Raw genomic sequence first — 15,214 nt, 5'->3', positions numbered from 1 at the left:
TTTGTCCGGAATTTCAGCCATTCGACTGTCGCCGGGAGTCGGCAACCGGTCGAATCCATAAGGACAGCAGGATGAACGACGCACATCGCTGGTTACATGAGCATCCCGAACTCGGATCGGGGCCGATCCCCATCGAACCCTATATCGCGCCGGAATGGTATGAACGTGAGCGCGAGAAAATCTTCAGGAAGGTCTGGCTTTGCGTCGGCCGGGTCGACGAGATACCCAGGAAGGGCGATTACAAGGTCAAGCGCCTTGCCGCCGCCGACACATCGGTCATCCTGATGCGTGGCAAGGATGACGTCGTGCGCGCCCATCACAATATCTGCGCGCATCGCGGCAATACCGTCGTCACCGAAACCGGTCCGGAAACTTTCGGTCGCAGCAAGGCCGCGATCGTCACCTGCCGTTTCCATGGCTGGGTCTATGGTGCCGATGGTGCGTTGAAACATGTACCGAGCGAAGAACGCTTCTATCAATGTTTCGACAAGAAGCAGAACGGCCTGTCCCCGATCCATATCGATTTCTGGGAAGGTTTCATCTTCATCAATCTGGCGGAAACACCCGACAACAGCCTGGCCGATTTCCTGGGCGACTATGCCGGACATTTTGCGGGTTTCCCCTTCGCCGAACTCAGCTATCAGTTCACTTATCATACCGAGCTGGAATGCAACTGGAAGGTCGCGCACGACGCCTTTGCGGAAGCCTATCATGTCGACACCATCCATGCCGGGTCCTTCCCCAACACCTTCTCCACCGGCCTTCAGAATGTGAAGCTGATGGGACCGCACCGGACCTGCGCCGTATGCCTGACGCTGGGCGCGACGCCGACGCCCGTTGCAGGCATCGCCAATTCGATCGCCGGCGCCTCGCTCGTCACGCAGCGCGCCGAAACGATGCTGCCGCCGACCATCAACCCCGACAAGCGGGACGATTTCGCGTTCGAACTGAGCGTGCTCTTCCCCAACACGCTGATCCACATATCGGAAGGGATCTGGTTCACCCATCAGTTCTGGCCGATCGCCCATAACCGGACGTTGTGGGAAGGACGCTATTATGTCCGGCCGCCCAAGACCAATGCCGAACGCTGGGCGATGGAACATGCCATGACGCTTCAGCGCAACGCCTGGCTGGAGGACACCGCCACCATGGAAGACACGCAGCGGGCGATGCAGTCGCGCGCCAAGACGGTGCAGAACCTGCAGGATGACGAGATCCTCATCCGTCACAGTGCCGCCGTCGTCGATGAATATGTCAACGCCTGAGGGAGACGCGACCATGACGCAAGCCGAACTGCCCGCGGGCTTCGAAGACCTTTCCGCCTGCCTCGACTGGAACCTGCCGACGGCCGACCAGCGCCAGAGGAAGCGGCAGGGATCGTCCAGCGCGGAACTGCGCGCCTTCTATGACCGGATGCTGCCCCGGCTTTCCGGCATCCTGGCCGAAGTCGACCGCTTTCCGCTCGGCGCGCTGCCCCAAAGCCATCATGCACTCTACAATCTCGCGCTCTCGCTGGCCGAGGTGGCGCCGCATATCGAGCTTTATTCCGGCTCGCCAGGCGTCCCCTATGCGTTCGAGGAAGGACGGTTCGTCGCCGTGCATGGCGGGCAGGAGACCTGGCGCGGCCTCAGCCCCATGGCCACGGCCTGAGATGACGGGGATGACCCCTTCGACGGTCGAGGAGCGGTTGTTCCGCATAGAGGCGCGCAACGAGATTTCCGATCTCGTTGCGCGCTATGCGCATGGCGCCGACCGCAGGAACGATCCGGCAATGATGCAGCCGCTGTTCCACGAGGACGCAAGCTGGTCGGCCGAGGGCTTCGCGACCTTCCACGGCGCTTCGGCGATCGCGGCGGGCCTGGCCGCGATCGCGGCGGAAGAGGTGCTCTGGTCGATCCATTATATGATCGCCCCCTATGTCGAGTTTGCAGAGGACGGCCGGTCGGCGCGCTGCCGCTGGTATCTCTGGGAACTGTCCACCATGGCGCATGATGCGGGGGCTGAAGATCGCTGGCTGGGCGGCTGGTATGACAGCATTGCAAGATATGAGGATAATCTATGGAAATTCGCTTCGGTGAAACTGGACCTGCGGGTGCAGGGAGTGGCGACGCCACCCTGGAGCCTCAAGAAGGCATTCGATCAATGACCCGGTTGTGCGCGGTCGACGAACTGGACGAAGACGAGATATTGCGGGTCGAACTGGACGGCGGACACGGGATCGCCGTCTATCTGCTGGACGGCGAGATATTCGCAACCGACGATCTGTGCACCCATGGCGAAGCGTCTCTGGCGGAGGGGGAGATAGAGGACGGGAAGATCGTCTGCCCCTTCCACCTCGGCAGCTTCGACATCCGCACCGGAGCGGCCTGCGCCGCGCCCTGCTCGATCGCGCTCAAGACCTATGCCGTCGAGATCGTCGACGGGGCGGTGCATATCGCGATGTGACGGCCCTTTTTCAGCCCTTCAGTTGCCGCAAGGTGGCTGAAGGGCGTTCGCCGAAACGTTCGGCATAGTCGCGCGCGAATTTGCTGAGATGGCTGAAGCCGCAGGCGAGCGCGACGTCGGTCACGCTATGCCCTTCCTCCACACCCTCCAGCAACATCTTGCGGGCAAGGTCGAGGCGAACATTCTTGAGATAGCCCATCGGCGTCACACCACGAAACCGCCGGAAACCGGCATGGAGCGACCGGGCGCTGATGCCCGAAATCTCGATCATCTCGATCAGCGAAATCGGTTCGCGCGCATGATTGCGGATGTAATCCTCGACCCGGCGGACATAATAGGGCGCAGGACCCGACGGCGCCGAATCGAACAGATCGGAATGATTGTGCGGCACCGCCGCGAGCAACAGGCGCTTCAGCGTGTCTTCGACCGAACCGCTGGCCCGCGGATGGGTATAGCCCGTCAGCCCATGATCGATATCGTCGCAGATCGTGCGGACGAGATGGGCAAAGGCCTGGGCCGCGCCGACCAGCGGCACCGGCCGCGTCGAGAAGATCAGTTCGTCGGGCCGGAAACCCAGTTCCTGCGCCAGAACCCGTTCGAGGTCGGCCTTCGGAATCTTGATGGTGAAATGCTTGTAGCCCGCCTCGAACGTCTGGCTGAAATGGGCATCGGGGGCCAGCACGCACATCTGGCCCGGCGCCAGGCTGAAGCTGTTGCTGTCATGGGTGATGAAGGACGTGCCATGCAGCGAGAATTGCACGAGGTAGATCTGCCCCATCTGGGGCACGTCGATGGAGATGCGGCCGAAGGGGTTGCCGTAATCCTGGGCGTTGAAGGTGAGTGCCCGCAATTGCGCCTGGTTGTGACGGAAATCGATGGGAGGCCTGCCTCCCTGCACGTCCAGCCGGTGCGGGCAGAACATCCGGCTCATATGCTCTTCGACTTCGCCCGCGTCGGTGCTGCTGAACCTGTTCCACTGGACGAGCGGAAGGATTTCCCCGTTCCAGAAACGGCTGGGCGCTGGAATATCGGTCAGCATGCCCATATCCGCCCGTGTCCCGCGACGTGGGACGACATCCTCCCTTGTCGGCCCGAACCCGAAACATGCGCCTTCCGATGCGGCCTGTCGTGCCCTCCCCAAGACACTGTCATAATGCGACGGTTCATTGACGCGTCCTCCTCATTCTCTGACGCAATGACGCCCGCTTTTCTTCCGCCGGTCAAGCCGTAGTTCGCAGAAGATCGCGCCGCGGGGGCAAGGCCTGCGATAACGGGATAGTGATCGGGAAATTTTGCGCTCAGTTTCGACACCGATAAGCGGCGATGCCGACATGCGTGCAGGTCGGCCAGTCGCGCCGAACGGTCAGAACCGGGAGAAGAGAGTTGAACGAACCAATCGCCGTGGACGTCCTGGTGATCGGCGGGGGTCATGCGGGCGCGCATCTGGCCATTTCGCTTCGGCAGAAGGGCTTTGCCGGAACGATCACGGTCGTGAGCGACGAACCCAGCCTGCCCTATGATCGCCCCCCCTTGTCGAAGGGCTATCTGATCGGCAATCTGGAGATCGACCGGCTTTTGCTGCGGGACAATGATTATTGGACCGAACAGCAGGTCCGCTTCGAACTGGGACATCGGGTCGGCGCACTCGACACCGGCCGGAAGTGCGCAGAACTGGAGGATGGCCGCATCATCCGTTTCCAGTGGTGCGTCTTCGCGACCGGGGGCAAGGTTCGGCGTCTCATCTGTCCGGGATCGGAGCTTGCGGGCATCCACTATCTGCGCACCGTCGCCGATGTCGACGCGATCCGCGGCGGGTTGGAGAATGGCGGCGTGCTGGGCGTGATCGGCGCCGGATATGTGGGCCTGGAGGTAGCCGCCGCCGCGCGCGAGATGGGCCATGAGGTGGTCGTCATCGAGGCGCAGGACCGCGTTCTCCAGCGGGTGACGTCCCCCGTCGTGTCTGACTTTTTCGAGCGCCAGCATCGCGCGCACGGCGTGGACCTGCACCTGGGGCAACAGGTTGCGGGCTTTGCCGGCGAAGGGCGCATAGCGGCCGTCCGGCTGGCATCCGGTCTGGAAATCCCGGTCGATCTCGCGATCGTCGGGATCGGCATCGACGCCGACACCGCCCTGGCCGAAAAGGCGGGCATCGCCTGCGACAGCGGCATATTGGTGGACGAATATTGCCGCACCTCGGCCGAGGGCATATTGGCCATCGGCGATTGCGCCCGCCATCCCAATGATTTCGCAGGCGGCCTATGGCGACTCGAATCCGTCCAGCATGCGATGGATTCCGCGGCCATTGCGGCCGATACCATCCTGGAAGCGCCGACCGAATATCGGGCACTGCCGACATTCTGGTCCGATCAGTACGACCTGAAGCTGCAATCGGCCGGTCTCAACAAGGATGCGGACGAAATCGTCGTCCGGGGCGACAGCAAGGAAGGCCCCCTGACCGTCATCTACCTGAAGGAGGGACGCATCATTTCCGTCGATGCGATCAACAACCCCAAGGATTTCATGGGTGCGCGTTCGCTGATCCTCAAGGAAGCCCGCCCGGACCGGGCGAAGCTGGCGGACATATCCATCCCCTTGAAGAAGGCGGCCTGAGATCGGTCGATTCCACCGGGCGAGGGCCCAGCCCCCTATCCGCAGGGGCCGGACAAGCCCTCAATAGGCCGAACGCAGGCAGAAATCCTTGAACGCGCGTGCATCATGCAGGGCGTTGTGGGGCGTCTTGCTGTTGGCGGCCGAACTGAAACCCGCTCCGTTGATCAGTTCGAGGCGAAGGTCGCTGATGGCGATCTTCTCCCCCGGCCCCGTCACCATGAGGTGGCAGAAATAGGCGAGATCGTCCGGCCAGTCCGCCACGATCACCGGATCGGGATCATGCGCCAGATAGGCTTCGAGATGGTGGGCGGCCTGTTCGCGATTCAGCTGGAGGTCGATGCCGGGCGGAACGAAGCGAAGATAGGGGATCACATTCTGCTGCACCCAGGGATGGATTTCGTCCGGAAGGGGCAGCGAAACATAGAAATCCTGATCGCCATATTCCGGCACCAGCGCCAGGCTGATCAGATCGCCGCCAAAGCCGTTGAATTCGGTATCGAGGAAATATCGCAATTTCAGGGACGCTTTTCACAAGGGTGCAGGGGCAACATCGTCCCGTCGCTATGACGTCGACTTTGCGGGCCGTAAACCCCTTCATCGCGCCTGCGCTTGGACTATGGCCCGGCTTGTCCTAAGAGGCGGGCGCCCCGCCTACGGAAGGACAGCATGCAACCACGCGAATTCATCGGATCGGCCCATGTCCCTGGGGGCGAGACATTGACGCTCTATCGCCGGGGCCGGGATTTCATGATCGTGCTCGACCGCAACGAACTGATGAGCAGCCGCATGAGCGGATCGGAGGAGGCGCTCGCCAACATGACCTGCGAACGGTTGCGGGGGCGCAAGTCCGTGCATCTGCTGGTCGGCGGCTATGGCATGGGGTTCACCCTGCGCGCGGCGCTCGCGGCGCTGGACGGGAGCGCCCGGATCACCGTGGCCGAACTGGTGCCGGAGATCATCGAATGGGCGCGCGGCCCCATGGCCGAACTGGCGGCGGGTTGCCTCGACGACCCGCGCGTGCATCTGGTCGGTCAGGATGTCGCCGATGTGATCGCCGACGGGCGTGGCCTGTATGACGCGATCCTGCTCGACGTCGACAATGGTCCGGACGGGCTGGTGCGCCAGGCCAATGACCGGCTTTATTCGGCGCGGGGCCTGTCGGCCGCGATCGCCGCGCTCAAGCCGGGCGGCGTGCTGGCGATCTGGTCCGCAGCGCCCGATGCCGCCTTCGCCCGCCGATTGTCCCAGACCGGGCTTGCTGTCGATGAAGTGAAAGTCCGCGCCCGCAGCAACGGCAAGGGGCCGCAGCACATCATCTGGTTCGCGCAAAGGCGATAGAGGCTAAGCGCGCACCTCGCGCCATGTGCCGGGCGGCAAGCCGTCGATGGTCCAGTCGCCGATCCGCCACCGCACCAGCCGCAGGGTGGGATGGCCGATGGCGGCCGTCATCCGGCGCACCTGCCGGTTCCGGCCCTCCCGGATGGTGAGGCTGATCCACCGGTCGGGCACGCTCTTGCGAAAGCGTACCGGGGGGTCACGGGGCCAGAGGGACGGCGGATCGATCAGTTCGACCTGCGCAGGCAGGGTCATCCCATCCTTCAGCCTGACGCCGCGCCGCAACTGGTCCAGCGCGGCGGCCTGCGGATCGCCCTCGACCTGTACCAGATAGGTCTTGGGCATCTTGAATCTGGGATCGGCGATGCGCGACTGGAGCCGCCCGTCATCGGTCAGGAGCAGCAGGCCTTCGCTGTCCAGGTCGAGGCGCCCTGCCGGATAGACGTGCGGCACGTCGATGAAATCCGACAGGGTCGGGCGCGCCGATTCGGACCGTGCATCGGTGAATTGCGACATCACCCCATAGGGTTTGTTGAACAGGAGCAGGCGCGGCACTCAATCTTCCTGATCGAAGGCGAGGCTGCCCTGGTCGATCAGCGCGGCCAGCAGGTCCAGCGTTTCCGGGGACCGGCCCGCCGTGGGATCGAGCCGGACTTGCGCCTGGGCGCAAATCGCCTCGGCCAAGGCCACGGTTTCGCCGGAACAGGCAAAGCTGCGACCGTCGGCGAACAGCAGCAATCCGTCTGCCCGCCGAATGAAGGAAAGGCGGCTGGCCGGATTCCGCGCCAGCGCCATGCCCTGTTCAAGGCAATCGGCCAACTCCGCCCGACCGATCGGTTCTTCGGGGCGCCAATCCGTCTCGGGATATTTGGGCGCGCTGTTATATTCCCCGAACCAGCACGCAAAGGCATCACGATCCAGCAATTTCCCTGTGACCATGGCATGCAACCGGGTCAGGGCCGCCTCCGAAATCTCCCCCGGATTGCCCTGAACCCGCAGATCCGGGTCGCTGTAACGATCATCCTCCTGCATCTCATCGACCAGATGATCGCACCAGCCCTCGATCAGCTCGCTGCGGGACGGCGCGCGAAAGCCGATCGAATAGGTCATGCAATCGTCGCCGACCGCCACCCCGTCATGCGCGAAGCCGGGCGGCACATAGAGGATGTCGCCGGGTTCCAGCACCCATTCCTCTGTCGCCTCGAACCGGGCGAGCAGGCGCAGATCGTCATGCGGCAGCAATTCGCTCGATCCGTCGCACAGCGGCCCCACCCGCCAGCGGCGCTTGCCCAGCCCTTGCAGCAGGAACACGTCATATTGGTCGAAATGCGGCCCCACGCCGCCCCCGTCGGATGCGTAGCTGACCATCACATCGTCGATGCGCCAGTTGGGTACGAAGCGGAACGGATCGATCAGCGCGGCAACATCGGGAACATGATGATCGACCGCCTGGACGAGCAGCGTCCAGGGCTGCGCGCCCAGCCGGCTGAAACGGTCAGCCGCGAATGGGCCATGGGCGAGCGTCCAGCCTTCCTCCTCCCGCACGATCAGCCGGGATTCGACGCCCTCCTCGCAGGCCAGGCCTGCCAGTTCGTCGGGGTCCAGGGGATTGCGCCACGCATCCCACGGATTTCGGATCAGCAGCGGCTTCTTCTGCCAATAATCGCGGAGAAAGATGTCGGGATCGTAATGCATGTGCTCCGCAGCCTATCCGGCATATGGGGAATGATTTCAACCGTCGACGCAGTGGCGTCATCCCCACCCCGTCGCATTCATGAGGATGAGGGCGACACGGTTCAGCCCATCGCCTTGACGAGATTGGCCATGAAAGCATCCACGACCGGCGGCTTGGGCGCGCGGACGCGTGTCGCCACGATCAGGGGACGCGTCCAGGGTTCGATATCGACATCGATCTTGACGATCCGCCCGGCCTTCATGTCCCGCGCCACCAGCATTTCGGGCAGGATCGTCAGGTGCATTCCACCGTCGAGCATCGCCTGGGTGAAGATGACGGATGTCGTCTCGATTTCCGGCCGTGGCCGCACCAGACCCGCCGTTCGGAAGCTGGCATCGATCACCTGCTCCACCGCCCCGATATTGGCCCCTGCCAGCCAGCGCTCATTCTTCAGATCATGGAGCGTCACGCGGCCCCTGCCCGCGAGCGGGTGGTTCGCGCCGGCGAGGACGGCATAGCGGATGTCGCCCAGAACCTCTTCGCGGATAAGGGGATCGTGGCGGTCGACCTGGCGCACCGCGACGATCACATCGAGCTTGCCGAGCAGAAGATCGCTGACCATCATTTCATAGATGCCCGCCAGCACGGTCAGGCGCATATCGGCCCGTTCGCCCGTCAGCATCCTGACCGCGCTGGCGACGACGTCCGCCGCCGCGCTGGGACCGACCCCGATCCGCAACCGGCCATGCCGACCGCCCATCATGTCGGTCAGGTCCGCGCGGAAGCGATCGCTCTCCGCCGCGATCGTACGCGCATGGGGCAGGAAAAGGTCGGCATAGGCGGTCGGACGGACCCGGCGTCCATCGCGTTCGAACAGGCGCACGCCCAACTGCGCCTCCAGGCGCAATATGCTCTTGCTGACCGCCTGCTGGCTCAACCCCAGCCATTCCGCAGCGGCAGCGAAAGTGCCCATGTCATAAGCGGCCAGAAAATGCCGCACCTGTCGCGATTCCATGTCCTCGATTACACAATCTTTGGTTGTTCAAAAAGACAATTTGTTGTTGGTCTACCCCCCCCTCCCTGCGCAATGATCGGGGCACAGAGAGAGTGAGGGCACATGCAGATCATTACGGAAAAGCAACCGATCGTCGCTGACCAGGCGGGCGTATGGGAAGGCGAATATGTCCATCTGGACGCCGACCACAATATCATCGACCGTCACAAGTCGCGGCTCGTCTGCCGCCTGACCGACGGTCCGGACGGCGTCGCGAAGCTGAGCCAGACCAATATCTACACCTGGGCCGACGGCACGCAGGAAATCCGCTATTTCGACGGCACCTTCCAGGGCGACCGCATCTGGATCAAGAACGACCTGATCGACGGTTTCGTCGGCGCGCTCAACTATGACGAGACCAATCGCACCATCATGGTCGGCTGGACGCGGACCCACGAACCCGATTTCCGCTATTATGAAATGATCACCGTGGCCGAGGACGGCGATGCCAAGAACCGCACCTGGCACTGGTATCGCAAGGGCCGCCTGTTCCAGCGCACCGTGATCAACGAGAACCGGGTCTCGCGCGACTGGCAGGCCTATGACGATCCGAGCTACTACAGCTACCGTCCCCGGGCGGCGCTATGAACGAAAAAGCGCTTTCACGCAGGGCGCTGTTGGGTGCGGCGGGAGGCATTGGCCTCTCCGCCGCTCTCGGCGTTTCTGGGCAGGCCGCCGCGGCCCCGGCCGAGCCCAAGGCCGATGTCGCCATCAACCCCGACGGCCGCTATCCGGTCGTGCCCCTCACCAAGGATAGCTGGACGCTGGGCGTTGCGCAGGCACGGTCCATTCCCGTCGACCTTTCCCGTGTCGAGGCGAGCCGCCGCGACAATCTCAACCATATGCTGGGCCTGATCGATGCCGCCTTCGCCTTTGGTGGGGGACCCGATCTGCTGTTCTTCCATGAGTTTCCGATCACCGGCTTCGGCGCGGGATGGACGCGCCAGGACGTGCTGAAGGTCGCCATCGAGATTCCCGGCGTGGAGACGGAGGCAATCGCGAAGAAGGCCCGCCAATACGGCGTCTATATCGTATTCGGTTCCTATGCGCGCGACCCCGATTGGCCGGGACATGCGCTGTCCATCACCACGGTCATCGGCCCCGATGGGCGCATATTGTCGCGCGGCTGGAAGGCGCGCAACATCAAGGGCGCCTTCGGCGGCGAGATCGAGCTGTTCACGACGACGATCTATGATGTGCTGGACCGCTTCGTGGAGATGTACGGACGCGATGCGATCCTGCCCGTCATCCAGACCCCGATCGGCAACCTGGCGACCAGTTCGGTGCAGCGCGAACCCGAACTGTTCCGCGCCCTGGCGATCAAGGGCGCCGAAGTGATCCTGCGCACGGCGACCGGCGGCTTCGTTCCCGCCGATGTTGCGGCGACCTCTCTCTACAACAGCGTCTATACCGCCGTATCGAACAACGCGATCTCGCCCGGCTCGCCCTTTTTCGAGGACAGCAATGCCGGTGGGTCGGCCATCTATGGTCCCGACGGCGAAGTCATGGCGATCGCCAAATCGCCCAACGAAACATTGGTGACGGCGCGCATCCCGATCGGCGCCTTCCGGGCGCGGCACCGCCAGCCGACGATCCATCCGCAACTCTATATGGATGTGTTCAACGGTTATACGCCGCGCTTCCCGCCCAACCTGTTCGACAATTATCAGCCCGGCGATCTGAAGGATGCCGGGCGCTATCTGCGTGACAAAGGTGTCTGGAAATGAATGGTGTAACCCGCAGCGTAACCGGCACGATCCTCTATACCAGCACCAAGCCGGAGCGCATGGGACAGGGTCGTGGCCGTGAACATTTCCGCATGGATTTCCATGCCGATGGCTGCCGCACGATCGCGGCGCACGGGCAGATCGACGATGCCCCGTCCGTCGTCCGCGACGTCAACCTGCGCATCGGCAGCGACGGCCTGCCGAAGGAAAGCTTCGTGCGCATCGCCGTGGGCGGCGAATTCCGCGGTTCGGGCTGGTTCCGTTTCGCGGACACATTTGCCGAATGCGAAGCCATGACGACCGTCGAAGGACGGGTTTCCCAGCGCATGGAACTGGACACGCCGCTGGTGGCCTTCGGCAATCACGCGATGGTCAATGACGGCTTCCTGCTCAACCTCTACAACCTGTCGCAGGGGCCGGGCGTGCAGGTGTTCCGCAACATCCTGCTGTCATCCCCCGACCATCGCGGCGCGACCGGGCCGATGCTGTTCCCGATCGATCTCGCCATCGAATTTGTCGGGCGCGAAACGGTGAAGGTCGCCGCCGGCAAGTTCGACGCGCTGCATTTCCGCTTCACCGACATTCCCGGCCTGCTGCTGGAACATCCGCCCTACGACCTGTGGTGCACAGACGATGGCGACTATGTGCTGCTGAAGGCCGCGGTCGGCGGCTATATGCAGACCGCCTATGAACTGACCGCCTATGACCGGACGGAGACGGTCGCATGATCGTCGCCTGGCTGCTCGCCGCCCATATCGCGGTGCTGGGCTATTGGCTCGGTTCCGAATTCGTGATCAACAGCACCTATCGCTATGTATCCTACAGCGACCGCATGCCGTTCGAGGAGCGGTCGCGGCTGATGGAGCATGTGATGCATGTCGACCAGCATGTCCGCTATGCCCTTGTGCTACAGGCAAGCCTCGGCCCGGCCATCGCCGCCCTCTACGGCTATATCCCGGGCGGCGAGGCCACGGCGATCGGCTTCGGCATCTTCGGCGCGTTCTGGTTCGGGTTCGTCGAACTGGTCCATCGCCTGCGTCACAGCCGCATCGGCAAGACGCTGGGCGCCATCGATCGCACGTCGCGCTATGTGCTGATGGCCGTGTTGCTGGGCGTCGCCACCGGCCTGATCGGCGGGGCATGGGACATGCCGCAATGGCTGCGCTGGAAGCTGGCGCTGTTCGCCTGCGTCATGATGTGCGGGGTCGGCATTCGCCTGGCGCTCATCGCGCATTTCCGTACCTGGGCGATCATGGCCCGCGAAGGGCCGACCGACGAGACCAACGCCATCATCAAGCGCACCTATGTCCGCGCTACCTCGGTCCTGCTGCTGCTGTGGGTGTTCATCACAGCGATCACCGTCGTCAGCATCTGGAAGCCGATGTGAACGACGACGCGCTGATCGATGCCCTGAAAGCCCGCCTGCCCGCCGAAGCCGTACGCACCGACGACGACGCGCTGACGCTGGCCATGCACGACGTCCATGTGACGGGCGAGCGGCCCGTTGCCGTGGTCGTGCCGAAGGATGCGGCCGAACTGGCATCGGCGGTCGCGGCAGCGACGGCGCTGGGCCATGCCGTCATCCCGCGCGGCGGCGGCCTCAGCTATACCGGCGGCTATGCCGCGCCCGGCCCCGGCGCGGTGACGATCGACATGCGGGGCATGAACCGCATCCTCGACATCGCGCAGGAGGATATGACGATCACCGTCCAGGCGGGCGTGACCTGGAAGCAGATCAACAACGCCTTGAAGCCGCTCGGCTTGCGCATGCCGTTCATCGGCACTTTTTCGGGCGCGGGCGCCACGGTCGGCGGCGGGCTTGGCCATGGCGCGCTGTTCTTTGGATCGGCCCGCTACGGATCGGCGGCGGACAATGTGCTGGGGATGGAGGTCGTGCTTGCCGACGGCACCCTGTTGCGGACGGGCCAGGGTGCGCTTGCCCAGCCCAGCAAACCCATATTGCGTAGCTTCGGCCCGGACCTGACCGGCCTCTTCACCCATGACGGCGGCATGTTCGGCATCAAGACCGAAGCGACGTTCCGTCTGATCCGCACCCCTGCCGAACAAGGCTATGCGAGCTTTGCGTTCAGCGACATCAGGCAGGCCGCCGACGCCCTGTGTGAAATGGCGCGCGCCGATCTGGCGGAGGAGATCTATATTCTGGATCCGAGCGCGGCGGACGCGGTCCATGCCGATGCATCGACCATGGCGAAGACCGCCGTTTCGGTCGCGCGCGAGGCCGGCGGCGCGTTCAAGGCGGTGAAGGCCCTGGCTGCGCTCGCCAAGGGCGGCACGGACTTCATTCCCGAGGGCCATTTCTCGCTCCACCTGACCGCCGCCGGACGCTGCGCCGCCGCCGTCGAGGCGGATCTGGCCGCCGCCCATCATATCGCCAGCCGACGGGGCGGCAGCGCAGTCACGCCGACCATTCCCCGTGTCGCCCGCGCCGAAATCTTCGCCAATCTGAACGGCGTGCTCGGTCCCAGAGGCGGGCGCTGGGCCGCTCTCAATGCCAAGGTCGCCCATTCCGACGCGCATCGGCTGATCGACGCCTTCGACGCGATGATCGCACCGCATGCGGAAGAGATGGCGGCGCATGGCGTGCGCTATACGCGCCTCGTCTCCGCCCTCGCCAATCACTGCTTCAGTTTCGAACCCGTCTTCCACTGGCAGGACAGGTGGCAGCCCTTGCATCGCAGCGCGCCCGATCCGGCGCATCTGGCCGCTTTCGAGGAACCTGTTCCCAATCCGCAGGGGCGGGCGCTGGTCGACCGGCTCCGCCGGGAAACCGTGGACCTGTTCCGCAGCCTGGGCGCGGCGTCCAACCAGATCGGACGCACATACCCCTTCCGCGCGGCGCTGTCGCCGGCACCCGACCATCTCCTTTCCACCATCAAACAGGCGCTTGACCCCCGGGGACTGATGAACCCCGGCGTCCTGGGCTTTGCCTGATCCATTCCAGGAACCACCATCATGAAGATCATTGCACCCACCGCGCTTGCCCTCACCACGCTGATACTGGCGGGTTGCGGCGGGCAGCAGGCCGCAGCGCCCGCCAATCCCATCGCCCAATGCACGACCTGCCACAGTTTCAAGCCGGGCGCGGGCGGCCTGTCGGCCCCCAATCTCCACGGCATCCTCGGCAAGGCGGCGGCAAGCCAGCCCAATTTCAAATATTCCAACGCCATGAAGGACAGCGGGATCGTCTGGACAGCGGAAAAGCTCGACGCCTACATTGCCGCCCCCACCGCCCTGGTGCCCGGCACACGCATGAATTTTCCAGGCATAGCGGATGCCGCGAAGCGGAAGGCCATCATCGACTATATGCAAGACGAAGGCAGCAAGTAACCACAACAACGGGGCCGGACCGGAAAGGGGCGATGTGAAATGATCAGAAATATCCTGGCAGGTTTCAGTGGAATCGTCATCCTCGCGGCAACGCCGCTTGCCGCGAGGACGCTCGATCCGGACAAGCCCGAAGACGCCGTCGATATCATGAAACGCGCCCAATGCGGTGCGAAGGACGGCACACCGGCGGTCTATCACTGGACCGGCAAGATCTTCTCCCGCGTCGCGGGCGAACCCGACCGGCTGCTGTTCACCGGCGAAGGCATGAATATCCGCCAGTGCGCGACCGTCATCGATCCCAAGCGCGGCAAGGGCTATCGTCAGGTCAGCCGCGAAGTGATGCTGTTCACCGACCCGAAAACGGGTGAGGTGATCCGCAACTGGACCAATCCATGGACGGGTGAGGCCGTGGAGGTGATGCAGATTGCCAATGATCCGGTGAACGTGCCCACCACCTTCCCCTATTCCGCCGACGGCAAGCCTTTCCAGTCCCATTACAAGCGCATGGGCCAGTGGCTGGCCATGCCTCTGGAAATTCCGCTATTCTATCATAATGTCCTTTCCGGCGATTATCAGGACTATGTCGGCGGCCAATATCACGCGATGGAGATTTTCGACTTCATCGCCCGCGCCGACGAAATCCTCGACACGAAGAATCCCACCGCTTATCCGTCGATCTCCTGGGTCCGCATCTCCGACTGGATGCCGTGGATGAAGATGCGGGGACGCCAGGGACAACTGGTCTTCAATGCCGTGGGCACGAAGCTGGACAGTTTCGATGCCCTGCCCACTCTGTTGAAGGATGAGATCGCGGCACATTATCCAACCTATAGGCAGGCCCCGCCGGCGGACGACGCCCGGCCCAATGAAACGACATGGACCGCCTTCAGGAAATGGGCCGACGAACGCCGCAAGGTGTCGCCGCCAACCGCGCGACCGGCGCAGTGAAGCGATCGCCTCCCGGAATGTAGAACGGCACCCATCCGCTAACGCCAAAAGGCACCTTCAGGCGACGCCAGG

The 15,214-nt window shown here is 63.6% G+C and carries 18 protein-coding genes; 13 read left to right on the top strand and 5 right to left on the bottom strand.

The genetic code is table 11. From position 1 onward, the window contains the following. The first annotated feature begins 71 nt into the window (after positions 1-71). Genes YP76_RS19470 through YP76_RS19455 form a run of 4 tightly spaced genes read left to right on the top strand, consistent with a single transcriptional unit; the run spans position 72 to position 2,445 of the window. Positions 72-1,265 (top strand): aromatic ring-hydroxylating oxygenase subunit alpha, encoded by a 1,194-nt coding sequence (locus YP76_RS19470; protein WP_046765337.1) that lies wholly within the window; start codon positions 72-74, stop codon positions 1,263-1,265. 13 nt (positions 1,266-1,278) lie between these two features. Then, complete coding sequence (locus YP76_RS19465; protein WP_046765228.1) at positions 1,279-1,650, top strand: hypothetical protein; 372 nt, start codon at positions 1,279-1,281, stop codon at positions 1,648-1,650. 1 nt (position 1,651) lies between these two features. Next, on the top strand, positions 1,652-2,146 hold the full coding sequence (locus YP76_RS19460) for a nuclear transport factor 2 family protein (RefSeq protein ID WP_198147549.1): 495 nt from the start codon (positions 1,652-1,654) through the stop codon (positions 2,144-2,146). After that, on the top strand, positions 2,143-2,445 hold the full coding sequence (locus YP76_RS19455) for a non-heme iron oxygenase ferredoxin subunit (RefSeq protein WP_046765227.1): 303 nt from the start codon (positions 2,143-2,145) through the stop codon (positions 2,443-2,445). Before YP76_RS19460 ends, YP76_RS19455 begins: the two co-directional genes overlap by 4 nt. Positions 2,446-2,455: 10 nt before the next feature. On the opposite strand, the gene YP76_RS19450 is transcribed toward YP76_RS19455, so the two are convergent. Further along, positions 2,456-3,484, bottom strand: coding sequence for an AraC family transcriptional regulator (locus YP76_RS19450; protein ID WP_046765335.1), 1,029 nt, complete (start codon positions 3,482-3,484; stop codon positions 2,456-2,458). Between the two features lie 344 nt (positions 3,485-3,828). Here YP76_RS19450 and YP76_RS19445 point away from each other — a divergent pair, with 344 nt between their 5' ends. After that, on the top strand, positions 3,829-5,055 hold the full coding sequence (locus YP76_RS19445; RefSeq protein ID WP_198147548.1) for an NAD(P)/FAD-dependent oxidoreductase: 1,227 nt from the start codon (positions 3,829-3,831) through the stop codon (positions 5,053-5,055). 60 nt (positions 5,056-5,115) lie between these two features. On the opposite strand, the gene YP76_RS19440 is transcribed toward YP76_RS19445, so the two are convergent. Then, positions 5,116-5,568 (bottom strand): 3'-5' exoribonuclease, encoded by a 453-nt coding sequence (locus tag YP76_RS19440; protein WP_046765226.1) that lies wholly within the window; start codon positions 5,566-5,568, stop codon positions 5,116-5,118. Between the two features lie 153 nt (positions 5,569-5,721). Between YP76_RS19440 and YP76_RS19435 the strand changes: the two genes are divergently transcribed. After that, positions 5,722-6,393, top strand: a complete 672-nt coding sequence (locus tag YP76_RS19435) for a spermidine synthase (RefSeq protein ID WP_046765225.1) — start codon at positions 5,722-5,724, stop codon at positions 6,391-6,393. Between the two features lie 3 nt (positions 6,394-6,396). Here YP76_RS19435 and YP76_RS19430 read toward each other — a convergent pair whose 3' ends face one another. The 3 genes from YP76_RS19430 to YP76_RS19420 form a co-directional block, all read right to left on the bottom strand. Next, positions 6,397-6,945, bottom strand: a complete 549-nt coding sequence (locus YP76_RS19430; protein ID WP_046765224.1) for a pseudouridine synthase — start codon at positions 6,943-6,945, stop codon at positions 6,397-6,399. Further along, positions 6,946-8,085 carry a cupin domain-containing protein gene (locus YP76_RS19425; RefSeq protein WP_046765223.1) on the bottom strand — a complete coding sequence of 380 codons (1,140 nt, stop codon included), beginning with the start codon at positions 8,083-8,085 and terminating at the stop codon, positions 6,946-6,948. Between the two features lie 101 nt (positions 8,086-8,186). Then, positions 8,187-9,080 carry a LysR family transcriptional regulator gene (locus YP76_RS19420; RefSeq protein WP_046765222.1) on the bottom strand — a complete coding sequence of 298 codons (894 nt, stop codon included), beginning with the start codon at positions 9,078-9,080 and terminating at the stop codon, positions 8,187-8,189. A gap of 102 nt (positions 9,081-9,182) precedes the next feature. Here YP76_RS19420 and YP76_RS19415 point away from each other — a divergent pair, with 102 nt between their 5' ends. Genes YP76_RS19415 through YP76_RS19385 form a run of 7 tightly spaced genes read left to right on the top strand, consistent with a single transcriptional unit; the run spans position 9,183 to position 15,142 of the window. Beyond that, the gene (locus YP76_RS19415) at positions 9,183-9,707 is read left to right on the top strand and encodes a hypothetical protein (protein WP_046765221.1); all 525 of its coding nucleotides are present in this window, start codon (positions 9,183-9,185) and stop codon (positions 9,705-9,707) included. Then, positions 9,704-10,846 carry a nitrilase-related carbon-nitrogen hydrolase gene (locus tag YP76_RS19410; protein ID WP_046765220.1) on the top strand — a complete coding sequence of 381 codons (1,143 nt, stop codon included), beginning with the start codon at positions 9,704-9,706 and terminating at the stop codon, positions 10,844-10,846. Before YP76_RS19415 ends, YP76_RS19410 begins: the two co-directional genes overlap by 4 nt. Next, positions 10,843-11,574: a DUF3108 domain-containing protein gene (locus YP76_RS19405; protein WP_046765219.1), complete on the top strand. Its 732-nt coding sequence runs from the start codon at positions 10,843-10,845 to the stop codon at positions 11,572-11,574. The genes YP76_RS19410 and YP76_RS19405 overlap by 4 nt, the downstream gene beginning before the upstream one ends. Next, the gene (locus YP76_RS28365; protein WP_046765218.1) at positions 11,571-12,233 is read left to right on the top strand and encodes a hypothetical protein; all 663 of its coding nucleotides are present in this window, start codon (positions 11,571-11,573) and stop codon (positions 12,231-12,233) included. Before YP76_RS19405 ends, YP76_RS28365 begins: the two co-directional genes overlap by 4 nt. Next, on the top strand, positions 12,230-13,798 hold the full coding sequence (locus tag YP76_RS19395; RefSeq protein ID WP_052757502.1) for an FAD-binding oxidoreductase: 1,569 nt from the start codon (positions 12,230-12,232) through the stop codon (positions 13,796-13,798). The genes YP76_RS28365 and YP76_RS19395 overlap by 4 nt, the downstream gene beginning before the upstream one ends. Positions 13,799-13,819: 21 nt before the next feature. Then, positions 13,820-14,194 (top strand): c-type cytochrome, encoded by a 375-nt coding sequence (locus YP76_RS19390; protein ID WP_046765217.1) that lies wholly within the window; start codon positions 13,820-13,822, stop codon positions 14,192-14,194. Between the two features lie 39 nt (positions 14,195-14,233). Next, entirely contained in the window at positions 14,234-15,142 is a 909-nt protein-coding gene (locus YP76_RS19385) for a DUF1838 family protein (protein ID WP_046765216.1), read from the top strand. Positions 15,143-15,214: the final 72 nt, after the last annotated feature.

The organism is Sphingobium chungbukense (assembly GCF_001005725.1).
Taxonomy (GTDB): Bacteria; Pseudomonadota; Alphaproteobacteria; order Sphingomonadales; family Sphingomonadaceae; genus Sphingobium; species Sphingobium chungbukense.
This window is presented reverse-complemented; position numbering and strand designations above follow the sequence as displayed.

Excerpts from the sequence above, each read along its gene's own strand:
- YP76_RS19470 (WP_046765337.1), top strand. The coding sequence starts at position 72 with ATGAACGACGCACATCGCTGGTTACATGAGCATCCCGAACTCGGATCG.
- YP76_RS19465 (WP_046765228.1), top strand. The coding sequence starts at position 1,279 with ATGACGCAAGCCGAACTGCCCGCGGGCTTCGAAGACCTTTCCGCCTGC.
- YP76_RS19460 (WP_198147549.1), top strand. The coding sequence starts at position 1,652 with ATGACGGGGATGACCCCTTCGACGGTCGAGGAGCGGTTGTTCCGCATA.
- YP76_RS19455 (WP_046765227.1), top strand. The coding sequence starts at position 2,143 with ATGACCCGGTTGTGCGCGGTCGACGAACTGGACGAAGACGAGATATTG.
- YP76_RS19450 (WP_046765335.1), bottom strand. The coding sequence starts at position 3,484 with ATGCTGACCGATATTCCAGCGCCCAGCCGTTTCTGGAACGGGGAAATC.
- YP76_RS19435 (WP_046765225.1), top strand. The coding sequence starts at position 5,722 with ATGCAACCACGCGAATTCATCGGATCGGCCCATGTCCCTGGGGGCGAG.
- YP76_RS19425 (WP_046765223.1), bottom strand. The coding sequence starts at position 8,085 with ATGCATTACGATCCCGACATCTTTCTCCGCGATTATTGGCAGAAGAAG.
- YP76_RS19420 (WP_046765222.1), bottom strand. The coding sequence starts at position 9,080 with ATGGAATCGCGACAGGTGCGGCATTTTCTGGCCGCTTATGACATGGGC.
- YP76_RS19415 (WP_046765221.1), top strand. The coding sequence starts at position 9,183 with ATGCAGATCATTACGGAAAAGCAACCGATCGTCGCTGACCAGGCGGGC.
- YP76_RS19410 (WP_046765220.1), top strand. The coding sequence starts at position 9,704 with ATGAACGAAAAAGCGCTTTCACGCAGGGCGCTGTTGGGTGCGGCGGGA.
- YP76_RS19405 (WP_046765219.1), top strand. The coding sequence starts at position 10,843 with ATGAATGGTGTAACCCGCAGCGTAACCGGCACGATCCTCTATACCAGC.
- YP76_RS28365 (WP_046765218.1), top strand. The coding sequence starts at position 11,571 with ATGATCGTCGCCTGGCTGCTCGCCGCCCATATCGCGGTGCTGGGCTAT.
- YP76_RS19390 (WP_046765217.1), top strand. The coding sequence starts at position 13,820 with ATGAAGATCATTGCACCCACCGCGCTTGCCCTCACCACGCTGATACTG.
- YP76_RS19385 (WP_046765216.1), top strand. The coding sequence starts at position 14,234 with ATGATCAGAAATATCCTGGCAGGTTTCAGTGGAATCGTCATCCTCGCG.